We start from the raw sequence: 22,720 nt of genomic DNA, 5'->3' as shown, positions 1-22,720 counted from the left end.
ATAAAAGCTAAGCTATACCGCTGCAACAGCAAAGCAAGCGGCTACATGTATCGTCAGCGACTTTCTGACGACGAATGCGTTAGCGCTTTAGGCGCCCTAATTCGCGTTTTATGCCATAGCAAAACTAAGGTTAGCGCCATAAATATCACGTGCACTAACCACACGCCTGACCAGAAACTTAACACACCATTCGTGATCCAACCCCGCGACAGGTTGATAAGATTCATGTAGAGCAACGCCAATAAGCCTGCCATCAGCATGTTTCCTGATTTACCTATACGCGGGTTAACGGCCCCTAGAGGTATGGCCAAAAGCGCTAAATTCAGCGCAGCGATCGGCAGTGCCGAACGCCACATCAGCTGTGCAAACGCCTGATCCGTGCGATCACTAAGCAGTTGCGCATTGGGTCTGGCTTTAATCTGTTGTAAGGCCTGAAGCCGTATTTGCTCGGGTGAGCTCATGTCGTCTCGGCTTTCAAGGCGCACCCCGTAACGTTCGAAGTCAGTGATACGAAATAAGGGGCTCTGAGGCTTCATGTCGTACCGATGCCCTTCGTTTAACACTAAAAATCGATCGCCATTTTCTTCAGTTTCCACATGAGCACTTTGGGCAGTAATTACACTAAACCATTGCGGATCAATGACTCTGGCCACCACATTTCCCAGCTCATCGCTGTCATTGGTAGGCGCTTCAGTAAAAAACACACGCGCACCATTTTCTACCTCAACGAACTGTCCCACAGTGACTTTGCTAAGATCAGAGCGTAGCTCGAAGCGCTGTCTGTACTCGGAGATTTGGCGGTAAGCCCAAGGAGAGGCAAAAAAAGTCAACATGGCGATGATCAGTGCTACCGGCACCGCGCAACGCAATGTGGGTGCTATCCAACTGCGCAGTGATAAGCCACTTGCAAACCACACTACCATTTCGGATTCACGAAACGTACGCGTGATGGTAGTGAGTACAGCAATAAATAGCGAGGCGGATAAAATAACCGGCAAGGCGGTTATGGTTGAAAACAAAGCCATGCCCAGCACAACGTCAGCGCCAATGCTACCGCTAGCTGCTTCGCCTACCAAGCGAACCAGCAGTACACTTAGCCACACGATCAAAAGGGTTGATAAGACCACCCCTGCGTGACTGAGAATTTCAGATACAGCGCTACGTTTAAATAAAGACATGAGACAATAGGCAGGTTAACGAATTATTGCCTGCATTAATAGGAAAAACGTATGGAATTTAGCACACAAACCTCGGCCTCTTTGCATCAAATTAAGACTGCTGCGTTGGCCGTCGGTCTATTCACCAACAACGTATTATCTCCGGCTGCCGACATTATCGACCGCGCAAGCGATGGCGCAATACGTGCTGCGTTAAAAAGTGAGTTTAACGCCAAAGCAGGTTCTCAGCTTGTTTTGCGTAATCTTTCGGGCGTGAAAGCCGAGCGCATCGTACTGGTAGGCCTAGGCGAACAAAGCAAATACTCAGCAAAAACCCACGCCCAAGCTGAGAGCAGCTTTGCTCGGTACTGCATTCAGGCAAATCTTAAAGAAGCCGTATCAGCGCTAACCACCATTGATTGCGATGCTACAACGCTACGTCAACGCAGTAACGCTGCTGCCCAAGCTGTTGTATCAAGCACCTACCGCTTCGATGCGACCTTAAGCAAAAAAGCAGACCCCATCGCACTGAAAAAATTTGCCGTGTGGGTCGCTCGTACACAATCAACCGAAGCTAAAGAAGGTCTACGTGAAGGTGCTGCCGTCGCAACAGGCTCTAATTTTACGCGCTTACTGGCTGACCTACCTCCCAACATTTGCACCCCCACCTACCTAGCAGAAGAGGCTAAGAAGTTGGCGAAGCAATACCCAACGTTGAAGGTAGAAGTACTACAACGCAAGCAAATGGAAGCGTTGAAGATGGGGTCCTTTCTTTCTGTAGCTAAAGGCTCGGAGCAACCTCCGGTCTTTATTATCTTTACTCACACCCCCACCACCAAAACCGATGATCAAGATGGTCCTATTGTTTTAGTGGGCAAAGGCTTAACTTTCGACGCTGGTGGTATCTCTCTCAAGCCTGCTTCGAATATGGACGAAATGAAATACGATATGGGTGGCGCCGCCAGTGTGTTCGGCACCATGCTCGCTATTTCAGAGCTAGAGCTAGACCGTAAAGTCATTGGGCTGGTTGCCGCCTGCGAAAACCTTCCCAGCGGCACCGCCAACAAGCCTGGTGACGTGGTCACGAGCATGGCCGGTAAAACCATTGAGATCCTGAATACAGACGCCGAAGGCCGCCTCGTATTATGCGATGCTCTGACCTACGCAGAACGATTCAAGCCCTCGGTGGTTATTGACATGGCAACGCTAACTGGTGCTTGCGTGGTGGCGCTAGGACACGTCAATACCGGCTTGTTTAGCCCTGATGATGCATTGGCTGATGAACTCATCGCTGCTGCTAAAACCAGTGGTGATCTAGTTTGGCGCTTACCTTTAGATGAGCAATACCAAGAACAGCTAAAATCTAATTTTGCTGACATCGCTAACATTGGTGGTCCTGCTGCAGGCGCCGTCACAGCAGCGTGCTTCTTGCAACGCTTTACCGCAGCGTACCGCTGGGCTCACTTAGATATTGCCGGTACCGCTTGGCGTAGTGGCAAAGATAAAGGCGCAACCGGACGCCCTGTTCCACTGCTCGTACAGTTCCTGTTGAACCAAACGCCGTAATAATGGTTCGCGTCGACTTCGCATTTGGCGCCTCAGATCGCTTACGCACGGCATGTGATGTCGTGCGTAAGCAGTATTTACTTGGACGACGCCTTATTATCTTTATTGACGACAACAGGCAACTGACACGCTTTGACCACCTGTTATGGGGGTTTCAGCCTAGCGCTTTCGTTCCGCATGTTAAAGCCGATGACGAACTGGCTGCGAACACACCCATCGTATTGTGCCAGCGGGACCCCGACCCGAACATCAGCCATGTAGGTTCAGAACCTGCTTGGCTGATGAATTTGTCGTCCAATTACCCTCCCAATGTCGAGCGCTTTGCACGTATACTGGAAATTGTCTCGCACGACGACATTGATCGTGACGAAGCACGGGCCCGTTGGCGGCAATACCAAGCAAACGGTTGCGTCGTTAAAGCGCACCAATTAAAAGGCTAAAAACAATTTGCGTGTTCAGCTTATTGTAAGTTAACCTTAAACTTATTATTTTGCTTTGAAGGATGCATCATGAGCGACTTTCGTCATTCAAGCCTGCCTGAGCATTCTGGCTCAACAGGCGCTCAATCACAACTCGCGCAAAACCGTGTTTTGCGCAACACCTACCTGCTTCTTGCTGTGTCCATGGTGCCTACGGTACTGGGCGCTATGGTGGGCTTACGCACCGGCATTAATCAAATCATGGGTGCCAGCCCCGGCATGACAGTCATGCTGTTTTTAGTCGGTGCTTTTGGCTTGATGTTTTTAATCGAGCGCAATAAAAACAGCTCTCTTGGGGTAGCGCTATTACTGGCGTTCACCTTCTTTATGGGCATCATGCTGTCTCGAATGTTGGGCTTTGTTCTGGGGATGTCCAACGGTTCGCAGCTGATCATGTTAGCGTTTGGTGGCACGAGTGCCGTTTTCGCAACGATGGCTACGGTAGCGTCTACATCCAAACGCGACTTTAGCGGAATGCACCAATTTTTAATGATTGGCGCTGTCATACTCATCGTGGCCGTTATTGCAAACATCTTTTTGCAAATGCCTGCCTTGATGTTGACCATTTCGGTTCTGGCCATCGCCATCTTTTCAGCATTTTTACTTGTTGATCTACAACGCATTATGCGTGGCGGCGAGACCAACTACATCACAGCAACGCTAGCTGTTTATCTAAGCCTCTATAACATCTTTACTAACTTATTGATGCTATTGGGTATCTTTGGTGGTAATAACGACTAAGCCTTACTGTTGCCGAAGCGAACAACGAAAATGCCCCCAATTATTGGGGGCATTTTTTATATGCGTAGCCGCCTTAGCGCTATTTACGTGTCGGTGCTATAACTCGTCGCTTAACAATATCATTACGCCACGCTAGAAACCCTTCTAAGGCTACGATTAACACGGCAATCCAGATAGGAATGTAGGTGAGCCATTCGTGTGCTTGAACGGGTTCGCCCAGCAATAGGAAAGCCACCCAGAACAATAAAACGGGCTCTACATAGCCCAATATCCCAAATAAGCTAAGCGGTAATAAACGGCTAGCGGTTAAATAACCCAATAGCGCCGCCGAACTGATAATACCGAACACTAATACCTTTACATACAAGAACCCGTTGCCACCGAACTGCTGAGCGACGCCGATGTCCTGATTCATTAAAATGTAAGCGGCAGGGAGTAATAAAAAACCAAAATCAAAATACAGTGATGTTAAGGAGCCCACTTTCAGAAAACGCCGTAATACGAAATACGGTGGGTAGCCAAACACCACTAACGCTGTTGCCCAGGAAAACGAGTAAGTGCGCAAGAGTTCATGTGTGACCCCAAGCACAGCAAAACCGACGGCTATCCACTGCATGGTGCTCAGTTTTTCTTTATAGAAAAGCCTACCCGACAACACCATCATTAAGGGCAATAAGAAATAGCCCATCGACACATCTAATGCTTTTTGATGCAATGGCGCCCACACAAACAACCACAACTGCACGCCGAATAATACAGAGCAAAGCACCTGCAAAAATAGATACCGTATATCGGTAACCATTCGCTTAAGCACCATCCAGACTTCGGGCCACCGCTTAAAGTGCGTAATCACCACTGCTAAAGCGGGGAAGCCAAGCAAAACGCGCCACGCGAACACCTCGGTGCCATCTAAGGGCTTTAATAGCGTCGTGTAATAATACAAAAGCGCGAATAAGCCCGAAGCGCCAACCGAAAGGCCAATCCCTTTTTTCATTATTTACCTTTTAACAGCAACATTTGCTGATAACGACGATTTAGGCCGAATAAGCGCTCTCGTTTTAACAGTGCATCGACACTTAATAACGGTTTATCTGACAGTTTAACCGCCGCGGGCAATTGTTCTAACAGCGTGGCCATAATAGCGGGATGCGTACCCAGAACATTCAACAAAAATTGATCTAAAGGCAGTACCGACAACCCCAAACGCTTGAGTTCAGAACGATTAAAGTCTTTCACATTCTTGGTCAATATGTGCACGTGATGTTCAGGATAAGCCAGCTGAGCAGAGCGGGCAGCGGCAATGACATGCCAATCTTTAGGGTCACTGTACTTCAACCCTTCTTTATAAGCTTGAACATTTGCTTGATCCGCATGGGGGAATTCTCGTTGCCACGCCTCCCAATCCTGATGCAGAGCCTGTACCGGCACCTTCCATAATCGGGAAGCATTACGAGCCCACTCATCGCCGATAATCGCGCTCCATGCAGGCAGATAGACGTCTGCTCGAGCCAAACCCAAGCAGAGAAATCGCAATACATTTGAAATGAGCACGCAGGCGTCCAACACCAAGACAAGTGCTGCTGAATCTGACTGCTCAGGCAATGAAGGCTTCAACACAGAACCCATTATTAATACTGCTGTAAATCCATTAATACATCACGAGTACGTAGCGGACGACCAAGCTGCTGATCAATGCGCTCGCGAAGCAAGGTACGCAGATGCGGCTCGAGCTCAGGATCTGAAAAATCAGGCATCTCGTGATCCAAACCATAACCGATCTGCTGCAGAAGTATCCACTCAAAGCGCCGTAATGCCAACGGCGCCGTACGGGGCTCTTGAGCCAACTGCTGTAATGCCTGCTCGTAAGCATCGAAGAGCAAAGGATGTGGGTCTTCTCGAGGTAGTAAACGCAGCAGTAGCTCGTTCATATACCAGCCAGACATCATTCCCGTACCTGTCAACGGATAAATGCCTGCGCATTCGGCTTGGGTTAAGGTTTTAACCTCATTCGCGCCAGACCAACTAAGAAACAGTGGCTGAAATACCGACAAGACCGGCTTTAAGGCAGAGTGAGGTCTTTTCGCACCTTTGGCCACTAAAGGAATACAACCATACCCTTTAGTAAAGACCTGAAGGATTAGCGACGTTTCACGCCACGCCGTGTAATGTAATACGTAGGCACGTTGGTGGCGTACTTGTTGGCGCCTTCTACTCATACCCCAGCTCACGAAGCGATGCGTCGCGATCCGACCACCCTTTGCGAACTTTTATATACACGTCTAAAAAGACTTGTTTCTCAAGCATGCGTTCAATGTCTTGACGCGCCTCTGAGGCAATGCGCTTCATGTGTTCGCCACCCGCCCCAAGTAATATCGGGCGATGACTATCTCGTTCGATAAGTACACAAGCCGCAATGCGGGCACCCGAATCATTTTCTTCCCACTGCTCGATCACGACGGTGCACTGATACGGAAGTTCGTCACCAACCAGCCTGAAGATTTTTTCTCGAATAAGCTCTGTCGCAATAAAACGCATCGAACGATCAGTCAGGGTATCGGCTTCAAACATGGCTTCGCCTACCGGCAAGTGCTTTGCGATTTCATCCAACAAAACATCCAGTTGAACAGAGCGCGCCGCACTTAAGGGGATAATGGCGTCGTAATCGAAGTCTTCACTTCGTTGTGCCAAAAATGGCAGCAATTCAGCCTTGTTTTTCAGAAGATCAATCTTGTTAACCACTAAAATAACACTTCTGTTTTTTGGTAGCAGTGGAACCACCTGAGCATCGCCTTCCGTCCACTTCCCTGCCTCGACCACCTGCACAACCACATCCACGTCGGCCAATGCTTGGGTTACCACGCGATTCATCATGCGGTTCATCGCGCCACCATGCCGTGTCTGGAACCCTGGAGTGTCAACGAATACGAACTGCTCATCATCGCGTGTCAACACGCTGTGAATTCGATGGCGTGTCGTCTGGGCTTTACGCGATACTATCGATACTTTAGAGCCGACCAAGGCGTTCGTTAATGTGGATTTCCCAACATTAGGGCGCCCTACTACGGCTACAAAACCACAACGAAATTCGTTGGAGCTCATTTGTTCTCCTGATTAACAGCTACGGGTAAACTTAGCTGCGCCTGACGTTGACGTCTGGACTGACGTGAGCCACGCGCTGGATGCTGCGTGGTGACAATTTCAATGGCCTGTAATGCAGCCGCTTGCTCGGCTGCGCGGCGACTGCTGCCATTGGCCTCCACGGTAATGTCTAACTTCTCGATTCTACACTCAACATCAAAAATCTGATCATGCGCCGCACCGTGTGTGGCAATCACTGTATATTGAGGTAAATCCAGACGACGGCTTTGCAGTATTTCTTGCAATAAGGTTTTAGGATCTTTTCCTAATGTTTTGGGATCCACATTGGTTAACAACGACTCGAACTGTCGCGTGACAGCACGCTCTGCAGCATCGAAGCCACCATCTAAGTACACCGCTGCAAAAACAGCCTCTAAGGCATCGGCCAAAATGGAAGGACGCTTGAAACCGCCACTTTTCAGCTCGCCTTCACCTAGGCGCAAATATTCAGACAAAGAAAGTCGTTGCGCAATTTCCGCTAGCGTCGCTTGTTTCACAAGATTAGCGCGCAAACGGGACAAATCGCCCTCGTCTATTCCAACAAAACGCTGATACAACAGCGAAGCCACCACAAAGTTCAAGACTGAATCACCAAGAAACTCAAGGCGTTCGTTATGCTGAGAGTTATGACTTCGATGTGTAATGGCCTGCTCTAGCAACGAAATATTCAGAAACTGGTGGCCAATGGATTCTTCGAGTTTTTTCAAACGCGCCATTATTGAAATCGTCCTATGCGACTCGGTTCACTAAAGTTCATCCAGATTAAAAATGCTCGGCCAACGATATTTTCGTCAGGTACAAAGCCCCAATAACGACTATCCAGACTGTTGTCACGGTTGTCTCCCATGACAAAGTACTGATCTTCTGGCACCGTACAGCGCACACCCGCGTTGGAGTATTCGCAATTATCAATATGAGGGAAGCGAACAATAGGCATATAGCTTTGAGAACCGCGCTTATCAAGCAAGATGTGATGTTCAGTGGCGCCGAGCTCTTCTAAATAGCGACCCGTATATAGCGCACGATCGGGTTCAAAAAATTCGCCATTACGAATTTGCTTCACTTCAACCCCATTCACATACAGCGTTTTATTATGGTAGTTAATGGTGTCACCCGGTAGGCCAACCACACGCTTAATGTAATCAGTATCGGGTTCTACAGGAAACCTAAAAACCATCACATCGCCACGACTAGGGTCGTTAACCTCGATAACTTTCTTATTAATAACTGGAATCCGTACACCATATTCGTACTTATTAACCAGTATAAAATCACCGTTTTGCAAGGTAGGTAACATCGAGCCCGAAGGGATACGAAACGGTTCGAAAATAAACGAACGCAACACGAAAACAAACAAGATGACCGGAAAAAAACTTACCCCGTACTCAACCCACCAAGGCATACGTACCGCTTTTGCATACGCTTCTTTACGCAAGGTTTCTGTATGAAGTGCGTTCCCTCCTGCCCCGTCTTGAATAGCACCCATCGCTTCGCGACCACGCTGACGTCGACGCGGTGCCAGCGAGAAACGGTCCAAAAACCAAATAATGCCGGTAACAACCAACAAAATAAATAAGATCAGGGCAAAGTCCCAACGCATTGCTTACCTCGATGGTTATTATTTATCTTCGACTTGCAGAATTGCTAGAAACGCTTCCTGAGGAATTTCCACATTCCCCACCTGTTTCATCCGTTTCTTACCCGCTTTCTGCTTCTCGATTAGTTTTTTCTTACGAGAGATATCCCCACCATAGCATTTTGCAAGAACGTTTTTACGCAATGCTTTGACGTTTTCCCGAGCAATAACCTCGGCACCAATCGCGGCTTGAATAGCGATATCAAACATTTGGCGTGGAATAAGACTGCGCATTTTTGATACCACCTCGCGGCCCCGATATCGTGCATTAGCACGGTGCACAATCATCGATAGTGCATCGACACGATCACCGTTAATAAGCACATCTACTTTCACCACATCAGCAGGTCGGTATTCTTTAAACTCGTAATCCATCGAGGCGTAACCGCGAGACACTGACTTAAGACGATCGAAGAAATCAAGCACGATCTCAGCAAGTGGAATCTCGTACACCAAGCTGACCTGGCGCCCCAAATACGTCATGTTCATTTGCACACCACGTTTAGCATTACACAAGGTCATCACTGGCCCTACGTAATCTTGAGGCATCAGCAGCGTCACCGTCACAATCGGCTCGCGAATTTCAGCAATGTGACTGATTTCCGGCATGCGTGATGGGCTTTCGATCATCAACACTTCACCGTCGTTACGCTGTACCTCGTACACCACCGACGGAGCAGTAGTGATAATGTCCATGTCGAATTCGCGCTCTAGCCTTTCTTGCACAATTTCCATGTGCAATAAGCCTAGAAAACCACAGCGGAATCCAAAACCTAAAGCTTGCGACACCTCTGGTTCGAACATTAAGGAAGCATCGTTTAACTTCAGCTTCTCAAGGGATTCGCGCAGTTGATCGTACTCACTACTTTCTACCGGATACAAACCGGCAAATACTTGTGGCTTGACTTCGACAAAGCCGGGTAAAGCGTGTGCTGCGGGTTTAGCGACATGCGTAATGGTATCGCCAACCTTAGCGTGCTCTAGCTCTTTCATGCCGGTGACAATAAAGCCCACTTCGCCAGCTCGTAACGCGTCTTTAGGCTCGGCTTTAGGCGTGAAAACACCAATTTGCTCACAATTATGCGTGGTGCCATTTGCCATTAACTGTACGCGGTCTTTCTGCTTAAGTTGGCCGTTTACTATGCGCACCAACATCACAACACCCACGTAGTTATCAAACCACGAGTCGATGATGAGTGCTTGAAGTGGCTCGTCAACATTACCAACGGGCGGCGGCACCTTAGCCACAATCGCTTCCAAAATTTCTTCGATACCCATGCCGGTTTTTGCACTGGCAGGAATCGCATCCGTTGCATCGATACCGATAACGTCTTCAACTTCCTGACGCGCTGAATCGGGATCCGCCGACGGTAAATCCATCTTATTGAGCACCGGAATGACTTCAAGATTTTGTTCGATGGCGGTATAACAGGTTGCTACCGTTTGCGCTTCTACGCCCTGCGAAGCATCAACGACTAAAAGCGCGCCTTCACAGGCCGATAACGAGCGAGAAACCTCGTACGAGAAGTCAACGTGCCCGGGGGTATCAATCAGATTTAAATTATAGGTTTTGCCATCTTTGGCTTTATATTGCAGGGAGGCTGTTTGCGCCTTAATCGTAATCCCACGCTCTCGTTCGATATCCATCGAGTCGAGCACTTGCGTAGACATCTCACGATCTTCTAGCCCGCCACAACGATGGATTAATCGATCGGCTAGTGTGGACTTACCATGATCAATGTGAGCAATAATTGAGAAGTTGCGGATGTGATCCATAGACCAGAAAAAGAAAACGACTTGTTAATAGGAATAGAGGCCAGCCAGCATTGTCATGATGCGACAAAAAGAAGGGGGCGCTTAGGACGCCCCCTTCTGCATGGCTAATATTTTAACCGGTTTAAGGGAGTTTATTTCGAAGGAGTGACAAGAACCCACTGAGAGTTGCCACCACGCACCACCAACAGTGCTGCTGCCTTCGATTTGTCCAAAGCATCTATTACTTTTTTGTATTGATCAGGGCTGTTTACGTCTTGATCATTTACACGAACGATAAGGTCGCCCTGTGTGAGCCCAGCCGATGCCGCAACACCCGTTGCTTCAACAACCACTACCCCTGACTCCACACCAGCATCTTTGCGTTCTGCATCGCTAAGGGATGCCACGCGCAAGCCGATACGATCAACGGCGGGGGTTGTCTCTTGGGGCTGAGCCGCAGACGCCGCACTGGTAGCGCTTGGCATTTCATCGACAGTGGCTCGAACAGTGGTGCTTTTACCCTTACGCCAAACTTCCACTTCGACGCTATCACCAGGCTGACTGGCACCGACGATACGTGGTAGATCGCTCATTTGTTCGATCTTCTTGTCACCGAAACGCAAAATAACATCGCCTGAACGGATACCCGCTTTCGCAGCCGGCCCTTCTGGCTCGACATTACTGACCAAGGCCCCTTTGTTATTACTTAAACCCAGAGCTTTGGCCACATCATCGCTAACCTGCGTAATCTGCACACCAATACGACCACGCGTTACTTTACCATGCGCCTTGAGTTGTTCGACGACATTCATGACTTCATCGATGGGAATTGCTAAAGAAATCCCCATAAAACCACCACTGCGAGACACAATTTGTGAGTTCACCCCCACAACTTCACCATTCAAGTTAAGAAGTGGGCCACCTGAGTTTCCTGGGTTAACGGCAACATCGGTTTGAATAAAGGGTAAGTAATCGCCCGTATCGCGATTAATCGCACTGACGATCCCTACTGTAACGGTAGAATCCAAACCAAAGGGCGAGCCGATGGCCAACACCCACTGCCCTTTTTTAAGATCAGCTGGATTACCAATGGTCAGTGGCGCTAAATTCTCGCCTTCAATTTTTATTAGCGCAACGTCGGTACGATCATCGGTACCCACCACAGTGGCTTTATATTCCTTACCATCTGTCAACGTCACAAAAATATCGTTGGCATCGGCTACGACATGATTGTTTGTTAACACATAGCCATCTTTAGAAATGATAAACCCTGAACCTACACCACGGGGGACGATTCGTTCTTGAGGCTCTGGTGTGGAAGGCCCTTGCTGCCTAGGATTGACTCCGGGTGGCATAAAGTCTGGGCCGAAGAACCAGCGAAACAAATCGTAAGGATCATTACTGGAACCGGGCCCGCCGCCTCCCATTGAGCGCCTTACCCTTACGGACTCTGTCGTACGGATATTAACCACGGATTTTTCCGTTTTTTCAACGATACTGGAAAAGTCAGGTAACACCACAGCCGGGGCTGCACTGGCACTTTCTTGTGCATGCGCGACTGGAGCCACGCCAGCAAAAGCCATGCCGGCAGCGACTAATGTCAATGATCCAGCTAGTTTTTTATACCCTGTACTCATGATTTGCATCATTAAACTCCTTTAAATGCGCGTCAATGCTTTTTAGCTAATGGGACAAACTCTGCACTACGCCCTAAATCAGCCAAAGTGCTAAGCGGGACTTCCCCCGTAGTGGTTAGCCAGAAGTCGCCAATTCGTGTTCTAAATAAATTCATACTGCCACGTTTGGAGCCTTTGTTCTCTTTAAGTCTGGAGCCTTGATCTTCGACTGGCTCGATAAAGACTGAAATCGCTGCAAGACCGTCAGACAACACCAATTGTGAAACCCTTCTGCCCGCACCCATCGAGCGCGCCACTTGAGAAACGGCTTCAAAACCCGCTGGGTAATCGATACGCCACCCTTGGGCAGACAAATCCACATCTGTCATTTTAGCTTCGATCGTGCGCCAACCTGAAAAGTCGATATCTGACTGTAAGTCCGAAGCGCTCACTTGATTTCCAAACACAATGCTTGCAAAAGAGACTTGTTGGATTAGGTCGCCATTACTGTCTAAGGTCTGTGCTTGTAATAACAAGGCATTTTTTGCGTCGGCGCATAAGCGATAGCCATAGCGCAACGCATCGTTAGGCTGTAATTCATACATCACACACTCTCGTCCGGCAACACGGTGCAAGGCTTCATCTTGTCGAATAGAGTAATGTTCGGGTATGCGAGTTGATTCGCCTAATAAGACAGACGGAAAGCGATCTGCTCGTTTACGCTCTACAAGCACAACTTCTCGTTCAGGAATCAAACACTGCACTTGATCGTTTGTGCGTAAAAACTCTCTGGGCTTACCGTCTAATAACTCTAAGCGTTCACGCTCACCTGTTCCGTCTACCATGTGCACAAGCCGCATAGACTGTGTAGCACCGCCCTGCGTATAAGTGACCACGCCAGCATAATCGAGTTCACGCGTTGCTTGCTGCATCGCGCTAAGAAAATGAAGCGGATCAGTCGCCTCTGAACTGTTGGCGGCCGACGCGCTGCTTTGCACAAACGCAACGCTAGAGACAACACTTAGCAGCGCTACGATCACATTTTTAAAAGGTGTTTTAAACAGCGGCAATGCTCGTGACCCCACTTCAACTATCATTGATTTGTGGCCCCTACTAACTCGTATGAAACCTGCTTCGCTGGCCCAATGCCCGACAAGTCTCGATGAGCGTCAACATAATCGGCCCATGCGTCTTCAGACACACTTGCCAAAACAGGGGCGCTATCGGGCAATAACGGACTTGTAGAGAAATACGGCAAAGCGACCCACGCGACAGCAACAATAGCGGCCGCAACGGCCACACCTGAAACACCCCAACGCATGCTCTTGGTATGCGTTTGATACACCGGCGCTAAAACCGTAGGTTCATCATCAATCGCTTTCGATAAACGAGCGTAGAACTTATCCGACGGCGTAATGGAAAGCTCGTCGCTTCTCAATACGTCCCCAATCAGATGATAGGTGTCCCAAAGCTGTCGACCATAAGGGGTGTCTAGCTCGTCGGGACGAACTTGAGCAACACCATCCACCCACGCCGACACAGACTCTTCCCAAGAGCTGTAGTCAGAGTGATCGACGTTATTAACAGTATGACTAGACATGAATTACTCCTTACCTACCGCGATCTGTATCACCGGATTCGCGAACGGGACGCAGCTCTGTGGCAATCGCCTCGCGGGCACGGAATATTCGTGAACGAACCGTCCCGATGGGACAGTCCATTGTTTCTGCAATGTCTTCATAACTCATGCCTTCGATTTCTCGTAGAACGATTGCGGTGCGCAACTCTTCGGGAAGCGCGCTTATCGCCGCGTTAACGGCCTCAACAACCTGACGACTTACCATTTCAGACTCGGGTGTGCTGATGTCTGTTAGGTTATCAATTGGGCTAAAAGTTTCACCATCTTCGCCTTCGTATGAATTTATCAGTGAAGGCCGACGATTACTGGAGGCCTGCCAGTTACGCGCCGTGTTAATCGCAATGCGATACAACCAGGTATAAAACGCACTGTCACCACGAAACTGTGGCAAGGCTCGATACGCCTTAATAAATGTTTCTTGGGCTACATCTTCAATTTCGCCAGCATCATTCACCATGCGCGATAACAGACGCATAATGCGCCGCTGATACTTCAATACCAAAAGATCGAAAGCTCGTTTATCGCCTCGCTGAACACGTGCGACCAGATCGGCATCGACATCGCGTTCACTCATAGTGATTCCTTAGGCTGTGATAGCCCCGCATAGGCATGGCTACGACTGAGGGCCACATTTAATTCGCGCCACTGCTTAGCCCCAATTTGCTGGCGCCAAAAGCTAAGGTTGAAATAATATGGCTTTGACGAAAAGCGCTGTCTGTTTAGCACAGTAGTAATGCCCCACCTCTCTTCAACCTGCAGCTGACTGACCAGCTGTAAACTTATACACCAAGGGCTACGCCAATTACGCAACAAGTACACCTCGTACAGTTCTCCTAGATGATCCACAACATACCATTGTTTATCAACAAACTGCAGAAATAATGTATGCCGACGTTTTGCTTTGATATGGCACTGCATCAGCACAAAAACGGTAATACACCCTACCAAGCCGTACGACCACAGTGAAGGTGCATAGCGCCACACGGCCATTGCCAAGAACACGCAAAGTAGGCAAGACAACAAAAAGCCCGACCACACAACCCAAAAGGGCTCTTGGGTTGTGTAAGGTCGGGCTGTAGACGAAGCTAAATGAGTCTTCGCCACTATTTGGCGTAACGCTTCACCACCATCGAACCGTTGGTACCACCAAAACCAAAAGAGTTCGAAAGTGCCACATCAATTTTCATCTCACGCGCCTCGTTGGCGCAGTAATCAAGATCACACTCAGGGTCTTGATTCAAAATATTGATCGTAGGCGGAGAAATCTGATGGTGCACCGCTAAGGTAGTAAAGACGGCTTCTATGCCCCCAGCTGCGCCTAATAAGTGGCCCGTCATCGATTTGGTTGAGTTCACAACCAAGTTCTTCGCATGATCACCAAAGGCTAACTTAATCGCCTCGGTTTCATTCACATCACCAAGTGGCGTGGATGTACCATGGGCATTGATGTAGTCAACGGATGTAGGATCAATTTGTGCATTACGCAGCGCGTTGTCCATGCCCCGTTTTGGTCCGTCTTTATCAGGAGTCGTTATGTGATGGGCATCAGAACTCATTCCATACCCTACGAACTCGCCGTAAATACGGGCGCCACGTCGGATCGCATGCTCGTACTCTTCAAGCACCAATACGCCGGCCCCTTCCCCTAGCACGAAACCATCGCGGTCTCGGTCCCATGGACGAGAAGCTGTGGTGGGATCATCGTTACGAGTTGATAACGCACGCATGGCAGCGAAACCACCGACTCCTAAGGGCGAAACCGTTGACTCAGCGCCACCAGCTACCATCACATCGGCATCGCCGTACTCGATAAGCCGAGCCGCATCACCAATAGAATGCAAACCTGTTGTACAAGCCGACACGACTGCATAACTTGGCCCTTTTAGACCAAGAGCAATAGACAACTGACCTGACACCAGATTAATGAGTGAGCCCGGCACAAAAAATGGCGATATACGCCTTGCACCACGCTCTAAGTAATCTTTTTGTGTATCTTCAATACGAGGTAAGCCACCGATTCCTGAGCCCACGATCACACCCATACGATCAGCGTTCTCGTCGGTAACAGCTAGACCAGAATCTTCCCACGCTTGTAACCCAGCCGCTAAACCGTAATGGATAAACGTATCCATTTGTTTAGCTTCTTTAGCGGTAATGAGTTGCGTGATATCAAAATCTTTGACCTCACCCGCAATTTGGGCATTGAGAGCAGATGCATCGAAACGTGTAATACGTCCTATACCTGAACGCCCATTAACGATGTTATCCCATGCACTGGCAATATCGTTGCCGACTGGGGACACTATACCCAGCCCGGTAATCACGACACGTCGCTTCACGGATGACTCCTAAAACAAAAAAAGCGGTTTGAAGAGAATATCAATAAGGCCCTACGCTTTAAAAGACTAAGGATCACGTCACAGATATTCGCTATAAACCGCCTAGCGGGGGCAAGCCTAAAACCTGCCCACACTCGGATTTGAAATTACTGCTCGCTGTTTGAATTAATGTAATCAACAGCTTGCTGAACCGTCGTGATTTTCTCAGCTTCTTCATCTGGAATTTCGGTTTCGAATTCGTCTTCGAGCGCCATCACGAGCTCGACCATGTCGAGCGAGTCGGCACCGAGGTCGTCAAGAAAAGAAGATTCGTTCTTGATCTCGGCTTCGTTTACGCCAAGTTGTTCAGCGACGATCTTCTTGACGCGCTGTTCGATGCTTTCCATGCAGATTCTCCAAGTTGGGGATTAATTCCCGCGAATTATAGCCAAACGATACATTAAATGGGTGTAGGCTATGACAAAAAAAACAGCAGTACCAATAGTCAAACAATAGCTCGGAGGCTATTAAACACCAAAAGGTACGCCCCTTACAAATTAAATGATTTTACCTTAGAACTGGCCTGAGCCAAACTCTTTACATATACATCCCGCCGTTTACGTGCAGCGTAGTGCCAGTAACATACTCGGCTTGAGGCCCTGCTAAGAACCCTACCGCATTGGCAATGTCTTGGGCTGCGCCTAAACGACCCAGAGGAATCTGGCTTAAAATAGCAGCAGATTGTTCTTCATTCAAGGCCCGAGTCATATCAGTATCGATAAAGCCAGGCGCCACACAGTTTACTGTGATATTACGACTACCTAACTCGCGAGCTAGAGCGCGGGACATACCCGCCACGCCGGCTTTTGCCGCCGCGTAATTTGCCTGCCCAGGGTTACCGCTATAACCCACCACTGACGTGATATTAATGATGCGGCCCCAACGCGCCTTCATCATAGGACGTATGACAGCACGACTTAGACGAAACACCGCTTTTAGGTTGGTATCAACCACCGCATCGTAATCATCGTCTTTTAAACGCATCATCAAATTATCACGCGTAATGCCCGCGTTATTAACAAGAATATGCGGGCCACCGAACTCTTTCGTCAATTGAGTAATCAGCGCATCACACGCTTCGGCGTCGTTGACATCGAGTACAACGCCCCGTCCACCAGCAGGCGACAACATATCGTTGATTGAACTTGCCCCTGCCTCGGAGGTCGCTGTACCAATGACAATAGCGCCCAAAGACTGCAAGTGTTCAGCAATTGCCTTGCCCAAGCCACGCGTTGCACCTGTTACAAGAGCAACTTTTGAATCTAATGGTAGAGAGCTCATTATTATCCTTTTAATGCCGCCAACGCGTCATCTAATGATGCAGGGTCGTTCACTGAATACACAACTAGGTCTCGGTCTATGCGTTTAATTAAGCCAGCCAACACCTTACCTGGTCCGCATTCTACAACATGGGTCACACCCATGGCCTTCATCGCTTGTATGGTTTCGACCCAGCGCACTGGATGCCAAGCCTGTCGTACCAACGCTGAACGGATATCGTCAACATTTGAAGGGTTTTGGACATCAACGTTATTGATCACCGTTACAGCAGGTGCCTGCATGTTAACTTCCGCTAACGCCCCTTCAAGCACCTGCGCCGCGGGCTGCAACAAACTAGAGTGAAAAGGAGCTGACACGGGAACGACCATCGCACGACGCGCACCTTTTGCTTTCGCTACGTCACAGGCACGTTGGACAGCATTGACATGCCCTGCAATCACAACTTGACCCGGCGCATTGAAATTAACCGCTTCAACCACTTCGTTTTGAGCGGCTTCTGCACACGCCTCAATCACTTGTTCGTCACCCAGACCGATGATGGCTGCCATCGTACCTGTTCCTACAGGAACGGCCTCTTGCATGGCACTAGCGCGGATTCTGACCAAGCGCACAGCATCAGCAAGACCGATCACCCCAGCGGCCGTTAACGCCGAGTACTCACCCAAACTATGACCTGCCATTACCGTAGGCACCGGACCGCCTGAAGCTTCCCAGACGCGATACATCGCCACAGCAGCACTTAACATGGCGGGCTGTGTATTCACGGTGAGGTTTAAGTCTTCAGCGGGACCTTGCGCTATTAAAGCAGAAAGGTCTTGGTCCAAGGCTTGATTTACATCAGCCATTAGTGTTTGGACGGTTTCATTATCCTGCCATGCATCGAGCATTCCAACGGTTTGCGAGCCCTGACCTGGAAACACCAAAGCAAATTTCATATTCGTACTATCTCTGATTCAAATAATGCCTAGCCGATAAAAGCAGCATCTATTAATCAAACAGCTACATGCGTACCAACACAGAGCCCCATGTGAAACCACCACCCACACCCTGCAAGAGTACAAGGTGGCCAGACTGTATGCGTCCGTCTTTGCGGGCTGCATCAAGCGCTAAGGGCACACTTGCTGCCGAAGTATTAGCATGCTGATCTACAGTGACCACGACTTTCTCGTTATCAATGCCGAGGCGACGACCGAGAAAATTAATAATTCGCAAGTTGGCTTGATGAGGGACTAACCAGTCAACATCGCTTAGAGCGACACCGGCTTGCTCACAGACGTCGTGCGCCGACTGCGTAAGAGAAGTCACGGCAAATTTAAAAACGGCTTGTCCATCCATGCGTAAGAAGGGGTCGCCCTCAACCGCACCATGAACCACGTTTCCAGCTGCCGCCAAGATATGTGTTTGTGTTCCGTCCGCACTGAGTTTTGCACTGAGTACACCGGGTTCATCACTAGCACTTAACACTACAGCCCCGGCGCCGTCACCAAACAAGACACAAGTGCTGCGATCATCCCAGTCAAGAATGCCTGAAAACACTTCGGCACCAATCACCAAAACGTTCTTTGCACGCTCAGCCTTGATATACGTTTCGCCCGTGGTTAGCGCGTACACAAACCCACTACATACCGCTTGCACGTCGAAGGCTGCGGCATTTTTCGCGCCTAACTCGGCCTGCACAATACACGCGGTGCTAGGAAATATAAAATCGGGGGTGGAGGTTGCAACAATAAGCAGATCGATGTCGCTAGCACATAGGCCTGCATCATCCAAAGCGGCTTGAGCGGCTTTGACTGCTAATTGACTTGTTTTTACGCCAGGCTCAACGAGGTGACGTTGTAGAATACCTGTGCGTTCGCGTATCCACTGATCTGAGGTTTCAATGCCACGTTGCGCAAGCTCTGCAGCCAAATCATCGTTTGATACCACCCGTGGCGGCAAATAACTGCCGGACCCAATTATTTTGGCATATGGCATAGCGTTAAACTCCTGAGAGCCGCGTACTACTGCGCAGCTTCTGATTGTTCGCCCTGCGAAGAAAGAGGCGGCGCGACTTCGGCCTCAGCAAAACTGAGTCGTAAACGCGCAATGGCCTCGGTGGTACCTTCAAGCAAGCCGTTCTTTACAGCGAACCGAGCTCGCTGTAGTGCATAGCCATAAGCGTATGCATCAGCAGAGCCGTGACTTTTTATGACAATACCACGTAAACCCAATAGCGCTGCGCCATTATAACGACGGTTATCAACACGATAACTTAAGCGGTTCAGTACAGGTTTAGCGATAACTCCAGCAGCCATGCTAACGGTATTTCGCGTGAACTCTTCTCGCAGCATGCTGGCCACCATTTTAGCCAAGCCTTCAAGCGACTTCAGCACAACGTTGCCTACGAATCCATCACAAACCACCACATCGACCGTTCCTTTACAGATGTCATCACCCTCGACATTTCCGTAAAAGTTCAAATCGCTATTACGCAGTAACTCGGCTGCCTGCTTAACCACCTCGTTACCCTTGATCACTTCTTCGCCGATATTAAGCAAACCCACAGTAGGCCGCTCTCGACGATCTAAGGTGCTGGCTAGCGCTGTTCCCATAATGGCAAACTGCAGCAAATGGGCGGCTGAACAATCCACATTCGCGCCCAAATCAAGCATGGTGGTCGCCCCCCCTTTTTGATTGGGGATGGAAGTAGCAATTGCTGGGCGATCGAAGCCATCTAGCGTTTTCAATACATAGCGGCTAATCGCCATCCAAGCGCCGGTATTACCCGCCGAAACGCAAGCATCCGCCAACCCGTCTTTAACGGCTTGAGCGGCGACGCGCATGGACGAGTCTTTTTTACGACGCAACGCGACCTCTACGGAATCATCCATAGTGACGACTTCAGAGGCGTGGAGTATGTCATACCAATCATCGGAGCGGTTGGAGGATTCGGACAACTGCTTTTGAATTGCAGCCTTATCACCGACCAACAAACACCGAGTATCAGGATGCTCTTGTGCGAATCGCATGGCAGCGGGAATGGTTACGGCTAAGCCGAAATCCCCGCCCATGCAATCGATAGCGATACGTATTGATTTTATTGTCATCAAGCACGCAGAGGTGGTTAATGCGGAACGTTAAGCAACGAATTAATCGTCGTTTTTCGTTTTTAACACTTTGCGGCCACGGTAGATACCGTTAGGACTGATGTGATGACGCAGATGCAATTCACCCGTTGTGGATTCAATTGCAGTGGAAGGACCTGTTAAGGCATCGTGTGAACGACGCATGCCACGACGCGATGGGCTTTTTTTGTTTTGCTGAACGGCCATGATGACTCCTGTGTACAGGGCTAACCAGAATGCGACTGGCCCCGCAGAATTAAATAATAGTTAAAAAAATGAGCTAAGACTTCTTAAGCTTGCTCAACACCGCAAACGGATTAGGTTTCTCGGCTTCAAGATCTGGTTCATCGCTGCTCGATAAGGCATCAGGCAACGAAGGACAAATTTCGTGGCGAGCCACATAGGGAAAATTGAGAATAATCTCGTCTTCCAGTAGCTCAAGCAAGTTTAACCGTTGAGTTGATAATATCCGATCTGAACCCTCGAAATCTTCATCATCGAGTTCGAGCTCGGCTTCGGTATCAACAGCCTCGAACGTATTCTCAACGTTAATGGGCTGCTCAAACAGCGTTAAACACCGCTGACACTCTAGGATGACAAACCCCGTAGCGTGCAAATGTATAAAACGACGTCCGGCCGAATCAAGTTCACCCTTAGCAGACCAACTAAACTGCTGCCCTTGCTGCTTCGGCAAACCCTCGCCAGCACGTTGAAGAACATCAAAACCAACGTCACCCTGCCTGTTATCGCCCAAGCGTGTAAACGAGGCGACATCCAGAAGATATTGCGTAGTGTCCACAACGACCTCCGGCATTCCAATAACAAGGAAAACATTAGATAATACAGCGCACACAGTTAAGCAGTCAAACTTTTCACTGAATCAGCACTACTATGCGTCTTATCCTTGCATCGAGCTCGCCATATCGCCGCGATATGTTAGCGCGGCTTGCCCTACCATTTACGTCCATCAGCCCAAATGTGGACGAAACGCCACAGTTAAACGAGTCCCCTTTAGCCTTAGCCCGACGATTAGCGGCATTGAAAGCCGACGCCATCGCACAAGCGAACCCTGACGCCTACGTCATCGGAGCCGACCAAGTAGCAGCGATCGGCGAGTTATCATTAGGCAAACCTGGCGGTTATGATCAGGCAGTACAGCAATTACGGCAACTACAGGGCCAAACCGTTATATTTCATAGCGCCATCACCGTTGCACACGGCTCAAAGCGCTGGAGCAGTGACACACCCACTACGTGTACCTTTAGGTCACTTAGCGATGAGGAAATTCACTACTACCTGCAGCATGACAAACCTTTTGATACGGCCGGCAGCGCTAAAGCCGAAAGCCTTGGTATTGCCTTAATGGAGTCCATGCAATCAGACGACCCTACCGCGATTATCGGCTTGCCCCTGATCGCCTTAAGTCGCTTATTGCGTCTGGCAGGCCTTAACCCCTTGCTGGGCGGACCTACCGCTTCCGCCCTTTAACCGATCCATCAGGACCACAACGTGCCTTCTACCGCTTACTTACACCTTATTCCCGTTAGCTTAGGCGATGCCAACATTGGCCTTTGGCTTCCCAGTAGTGTGCAGGCCAAAGCCCAATCAATCGATACCTATATCGCTGAAAACGCAAAAACCGCACGTGCTTTTCTAAAACAAATTAGCCACTTGAAACCCATTCAAGATATCACCATCCACACCCTAGACAAACGGGGCACAACCCCTCAACAGATACGAGAGTGGCTGTCCTCCATTCAAGACGGTGGCGAAATTGGCTTGGTATCCGAAGCGGGCTGCCCTGCAGTAGCCGATCCAGGTGCCGCCGTGGTGGCGATAGCCCACGAATTAAACATACACGTCATGCCCCACGTGGGGCCATCATCCATCCTGTTAAGCCTAATGGGCAGCGGTTTAGACGGACAACAGTTTGCCTTTCATGGATATCCTCCCGTCAAAGCTCACGAACGCGATAAAACCCTAAAAGAATGGGAGCTTCACTCAAAAAAACATCGCCAAACACAAATATTTATTGAAACTCCCTACCGCAACGACGCCATATTTGCTGCTCTGCTTCAAACTCTGAATAAAAACACCAGGCTGTGCATTGCCCGCTCTTTGACCACCCCAGAGCAGTGGCTGCGTACACGTCGCATTGAGCAGTGGCTTAGCGAACCGCATCCCGAATTCGCTAAACAACCCTCCATTTTCTTATTTCAAGCTTAAGCTA

General features: G+C 49.2%; 26 protein-coding genes. 5 read left to right on the top strand and 21 right to left on the bottom strand.

The window, feature by feature from the left end:
- Positions 1 to 53 precede the first annotated feature (53 nt).
- Positions 54 to 1,178, bottom strand: coding sequence for an LPS export ABC transporter permease LptF (lptF, locus tag AC2UZI_RS05745; protein ID WP_486942853.1), 1,125 nt, complete (start codon positions 1,176 to 1,178; stop codon positions 54 to 56).
- A gap of 51 nt (positions 1,179 to 1,229) precedes the next feature.
- On the opposite strand from lptF, the gene AC2UZI_RS05740 reads away from it, so the two are divergent.
- The 3 genes from AC2UZI_RS05740 (at position 1,230) to AC2UZI_RS05730 (ending at position 3,943) form a co-directional block, all read left to right on the top strand.
- Positions 1,230 to 2,723, top strand: a complete 1,494-nt coding sequence (locus AC2UZI_RS05740; RefSeq protein WP_486942852.1) for a leucyl aminopeptidase — start codon at positions 1,230 to 1,232, stop codon at positions 2,721 to 2,723.
- Positions 2,724 to 2,725: 2 nt separating this feature from the next.
- Positions 2,726 to 3,163: a DNA polymerase III subunit chi gene (locus AC2UZI_RS05735; protein WP_486942851.1), complete on the top strand. Its 438-nt coding sequence runs from the start codon at positions 2,726 to 2,728 to the stop codon at positions 3,161 to 3,163.
- Between the two features lie 69 nt (positions 3,164 to 3,232).
- Complete coding sequence (locus AC2UZI_RS05730; protein ID WP_486942850.1) at positions 3,233 to 3,943, top strand: Bax inhibitor-1/YccA family protein; 711 nt, start codon at positions 3,233 to 3,235, stop codon at positions 3,941 to 3,943.
- Positions 3,944 to 4,022: 79 nt separating this feature from the next.
- Here AC2UZI_RS05730 and rarD read toward each other — a convergent pair whose 3' ends face one another.
- The 20 genes from rarD to AC2UZI_RS05630 all read right to left on the bottom strand — a co-directional run bounded on the left by rarD (position 4,023) and on the right by AC2UZI_RS05630 (position 21,289).
- Entirely contained in the window at positions 4,023 to 4,937 is a 915-nt protein-coding gene (gene rarD / locus AC2UZI_RS05725; RefSeq protein ID WP_486942849.1) for an EamA family transporter RarD, read from the bottom strand.
- Complete coding sequence (locus AC2UZI_RS05720; protein ID WP_486942848.1) at positions 4,937 to 5,569, bottom strand: PIN domain-containing protein; 633 nt, start codon at positions 5,567 to 5,569, stop codon at positions 4,937 to 4,939. The genes rarD and AC2UZI_RS05720 overlap by 1 nt, the downstream gene beginning before the upstream one ends.
- A gap of 2 nt (positions 5,570 to 5,571) precedes the next feature.
- Positions 5,572 to 6,159 (bottom strand): DNA repair protein RecO, encoded by a 588-nt coding sequence (gene recO, locus AC2UZI_RS05715; protein ID WP_486942847.1) that lies wholly within the window; start codon positions 6,157 to 6,159, stop codon positions 5,572 to 5,574.
- The gene (gene era, locus AC2UZI_RS05710) at positions 6,152 to 7,042 is read right to left on the bottom strand and encodes a GTPase Era (RefSeq protein WP_486942846.1); all 891 of its coding nucleotides are present in this window, start codon (positions 7,040 to 7,042) and stop codon (positions 6,152 to 6,154) included. The genes recO and era overlap by 8 nt, the downstream gene beginning before the upstream one ends.
- A complete protein-coding gene (rnc, locus tag AC2UZI_RS05705; RefSeq protein WP_486942845.1) occupies positions 7,039 to 7,797 on the bottom strand; it encodes a ribonuclease III in 759 nt (252 codons plus the stop codon). The genes era and rnc overlap by 4 nt, the downstream gene beginning before the upstream one ends.
- A complete protein-coding gene (gene lepB, locus AC2UZI_RS05700; protein WP_486942844.1) occupies positions 7,797 to 8,681 on the bottom strand; it encodes a signal peptidase I in 885 nt (294 codons plus the stop codon). The genes rnc and lepB overlap by 1 nt, the downstream gene beginning before the upstream one ends.
- 18 nt (positions 8,682 to 8,699) lie before the next feature.
- The gene (lepA, locus tag AC2UZI_RS05695) at positions 8,700 to 10,493 is read right to left on the bottom strand and encodes a translation elongation factor 4 (protein WP_486942843.1); all 1,794 of its coding nucleotides are present in this window, start codon (positions 10,491 to 10,493) and stop codon (positions 8,700 to 8,702) included.
- 131 nt (positions 10,494 to 10,624) lie between these two features.
- Positions 10,625 to 12,118, bottom strand: coding sequence for a Do family serine endopeptidase (locus AC2UZI_RS05690; protein WP_486943723.1), 1,494 nt, complete (start codon positions 12,116 to 12,118; stop codon positions 10,625 to 10,627).
- A 23-nt stretch (positions 12,119 to 12,141) separates the two neighbouring features.
- Positions 12,142 to 13,185 carry a MucB/RseB C-terminal domain-containing protein gene (locus tag AC2UZI_RS05685; protein ID WP_486942842.1) on the bottom strand — a complete coding sequence of 348 codons (1,044 nt, stop codon included), beginning with the start codon at positions 13,183 to 13,185 and terminating at the stop codon, positions 12,142 to 12,144.
- On the bottom strand, positions 13,182 to 13,688 hold the full coding sequence (locus AC2UZI_RS05680) for a sigma-E factor negative regulatory protein (protein WP_486942841.1): 507 nt from the start codon (positions 13,686 to 13,688) through the stop codon (positions 13,182 to 13,184). The genes AC2UZI_RS05685 and AC2UZI_RS05680 overlap by 4 nt, the downstream gene beginning before the upstream one ends.
- A 10-nt stretch (positions 13,689 to 13,698) precedes the next feature.
- Complete coding sequence (gene rpoE / locus AC2UZI_RS05675; RefSeq protein WP_486942840.1) at positions 13,699 to 14,301, bottom strand: RNA polymerase sigma factor RpoE; 603 nt, start codon at positions 14,299 to 14,301, stop codon at positions 13,699 to 13,701.
- Positions 14,298 to 14,831 carry a hypothetical protein gene (locus tag AC2UZI_RS05670; RefSeq protein WP_486942839.1) on the bottom strand — a complete coding sequence of 178 codons (534 nt, stop codon included), beginning with the start codon at positions 14,829 to 14,831 and terminating at the stop codon, positions 14,298 to 14,300. Before AC2UZI_RS05670 ends, rpoE begins: the two co-directional genes overlap by 4 nt.
- On the bottom strand, positions 14,831 to 16,066 hold the full coding sequence (fabF, locus tag AC2UZI_RS05665) for a beta-ketoacyl-ACP synthase II (protein ID WP_486942838.1): 1,236 nt from the start codon (positions 16,064 to 16,066) through the stop codon (positions 14,831 to 14,833). The genes AC2UZI_RS05670 and fabF overlap by 1 nt, the downstream gene beginning before the upstream one ends.
- A gap of 146 nt (positions 16,067 to 16,212) precedes the next feature.
- On the bottom strand, positions 16,213 to 16,452 hold the full coding sequence (gene acpP, locus AC2UZI_RS05660; RefSeq protein WP_486942837.1) for an acyl carrier protein: 240 nt from the start codon (positions 16,450 to 16,452) through the stop codon (positions 16,213 to 16,215).
- 190 nt (positions 16,453 to 16,642) lie between these two features.
- Positions 16,643 to 17,386 carry a 3-oxoacyl-ACP reductase FabG gene (gene fabG, locus AC2UZI_RS05655; RefSeq protein ID WP_486942836.1) on the bottom strand — a complete coding sequence of 248 codons (744 nt, stop codon included), beginning with the start codon at positions 17,384 to 17,386 and terminating at the stop codon, positions 16,643 to 16,645.
- Positions 17,387 to 17,388: 2 nt separating this feature from the next.
- On the bottom strand, positions 17,389 to 18,321 hold the full coding sequence (fabD, locus tag AC2UZI_RS05650) for an ACP S-malonyltransferase (protein ID WP_486942835.1): 933 nt from the start codon (positions 18,319 to 18,321) through the stop codon (positions 17,389 to 17,391).
- A gap of 64 nt (positions 18,322 to 18,385) precedes the next feature.
- A complete protein-coding gene (locus tag AC2UZI_RS05645) occupies positions 18,386 to 19,360 on the bottom strand; it encodes a beta-ketoacyl-ACP synthase III (RefSeq protein WP_486942834.1) in 975 nt (324 codons plus the stop codon).
- 26 nt (positions 19,361 to 19,386) lie between these two features.
- Positions 19,387 to 20,472 carry a phosphate acyltransferase PlsX gene (plsX, locus tag AC2UZI_RS05640; protein ID WP_486942833.1) on the bottom strand — a complete coding sequence of 362 codons (1,086 nt, stop codon included), beginning with the start codon at positions 20,470 to 20,472 and terminating at the stop codon, positions 19,387 to 19,389.
- A gap of 42 nt (positions 20,473 to 20,514) precedes the next feature.
- On the bottom strand, positions 20,515 to 20,697 hold the full coding sequence (rpmF, locus tag AC2UZI_RS05635) for a 50S ribosomal protein L32 (RefSeq protein ID WP_486942832.1): 183 nt from the start codon (positions 20,695 to 20,697) through the stop codon (positions 20,515 to 20,517).
- Between the two features lie 73 nt (positions 20,698 to 20,770).
- Entirely contained in the window at positions 20,771 to 21,289 is a 519-nt protein-coding gene (locus tag AC2UZI_RS05630) for a YceD family protein (protein ID WP_486942831.1), read from the bottom strand.
- Between the two features lie 92 nt (positions 21,290 to 21,381).
- On the opposite strand from AC2UZI_RS05630, the gene AC2UZI_RS05625 reads away from it, so the two are divergent.
- Both AC2UZI_RS05625 and AC2UZI_RS05620 read left to right on the top strand, forming a co-directional pair.
- Positions 21,382 to 21,978, top strand: a complete 597-nt coding sequence (locus AC2UZI_RS05625; protein WP_486942830.1) for a Maf family nucleotide pyrophosphatase — start codon at positions 21,382 to 21,384, stop codon at positions 21,976 to 21,978.
- Positions 21,979 to 21,999: 21 nt separating this feature from the next.
- Positions 22,000 to 22,716: an SAM-dependent methyltransferase gene (locus tag AC2UZI_RS05620; RefSeq protein WP_486942829.1), complete on the top strand. Its 717-nt coding sequence runs from the start codon at positions 22,000 to 22,002 to the stop codon at positions 22,714 to 22,716.
- Positions 22,717 to 22,720 lie beyond the last annotated feature (4 nt).

The organism is Paenalcaligenes sp. DL 463 (assembly GCF_057475185.1).
The sequence above is the reverse complement of the archived record's forward strand: the minus strand, read 5'-3'. Positions and strand labels throughout refer to the sequence as shown.

Coding starts and splice junctions, on each gene's coding strand:
- lptF (WP_486942853.1), bottom strand. CDS start 1,178: ATGTCTTTATTTAAACGTAGCGCTGTATCTGAAATTCTCAGTCACGCA.
- AC2UZI_RS05740 (WP_486942852.1), top strand. CDS start 1,230: ATGGAATTTAGCACACAAACCTCGGCCTCTTTGCATCAAATTAAGACT.
- AC2UZI_RS05735 (WP_486942851.1), top strand. CDS start 2,726: ATGGTTCGCGTCGACTTCGCATTTGGCGCCTCAGATCGCTTACGCACG.
- AC2UZI_RS05730 (WP_486942850.1), top strand. CDS start 3,233: ATGAGCGACTTTCGTCATTCAAGCCTGCCTGAGCATTCTGGCTCAACA.
- rarD (WP_486942849.1), bottom strand. CDS start 4,937: ATGAAAAAAGGGATTGGCCTTTCGGTTGGCGCTTCGGGCTTATTCGCG.
- AC2UZI_RS05720 (WP_486942848.1), bottom strand. CDS start 5,569: ATGGGTTCTGTGTTGAAGCCTTCATTGCCTGAGCAGTCAGATTCAGCA.
- recO (WP_486942847.1), bottom strand. CDS start 6,159: ATGAGTAGAAGGCGCCAACAAGTACGCCACCAACGTGCCTACGTATTA.
- era (WP_486942846.1), bottom strand. CDS start 7,042: ATGAGCTCCAACGAATTTCGTTGTGGTTTTGTAGCCGTAGTAGGGCGC.
- rnc (WP_486942845.1), bottom strand. CDS start 7,797: ATGGCGCGTTTGAAAAAACTCGAAGAATCCATTGGCCACCAGTTTCTG.
- lepB (WP_486942844.1), bottom strand. CDS start 8,681: ATGCGTTGGGACTTTGCCCTGATCTTATTTATTTTGTTGGTTGTTACC.
- lepA (WP_486942843.1), bottom strand. CDS start 10,493: ATGGATCACATCCGCAACTTCTCAATTATTGCTCACATTGATCATGGT.
- AC2UZI_RS05690 (WP_486943723.1), bottom strand. CDS start 12,118: ATGCAAATCATGAGTACAGGGTATAAAAAACTAGCTGGATCATTGACA.
- AC2UZI_RS05685 (WP_486942842.1), bottom strand. CDS start 13,185: ATGATAGTTGAAGTGGGGTCACGAGCATTGCCGCTGTTTAAAACACCT.
- AC2UZI_RS05680 (WP_486942841.1), bottom strand. CDS start 13,688: ATGTCTAGTCATACTGTTAATAACGTCGATCACTCTGACTACAGCTCT.
- rpoE (WP_486942840.1), bottom strand. CDS start 14,301: ATGAGTGAACGCGATGTCGATGCCGATCTGGTCGCACGTGTTCAGCGA.
- acpP (WP_486942837.1), bottom strand. CDS start 16,452: ATGGAAAGCATCGAACAGCGCGTCAAGAAGATCGTCGCTGAACAACTT.
- fabG (WP_486942836.1), bottom strand. CDS start 17,386: ATGAGCTCTCTACCATTAGATTCAAAAGTTGCTCTTGTAACAGGTGCA.
- fabD (WP_486942835.1), bottom strand. CDS start 18,321: ATGAAATTTGCTTTGGTGTTTCCAGGTCAGGGCTCGCAAACCGTTGGA.
- AC2UZI_RS05645 (WP_486942834.1), bottom strand. CDS start 19,360: ATGCCATATGCCAAAATAATTGGGTCCGGCAGTTATTTGCCGCCACGG.
- plsX (WP_486942833.1), bottom strand. CDS start 20,472: ATGACAATAAAATCAATACGTATCGCTATCGATTGCATGGGCGGGGAT.
- rpmF (WP_486942832.1), bottom strand. CDS start 20,697: ATGGCCGTTCAGCAAAACAAAAAAAGCCCATCGCGTCGTGGCATGCGT.
- AC2UZI_RS05625 (WP_486942830.1), top strand. CDS start 21,382: ATGCGTCTTATCCTTGCATCGAGCTCGCCATATCGCCGCGATATGTTA.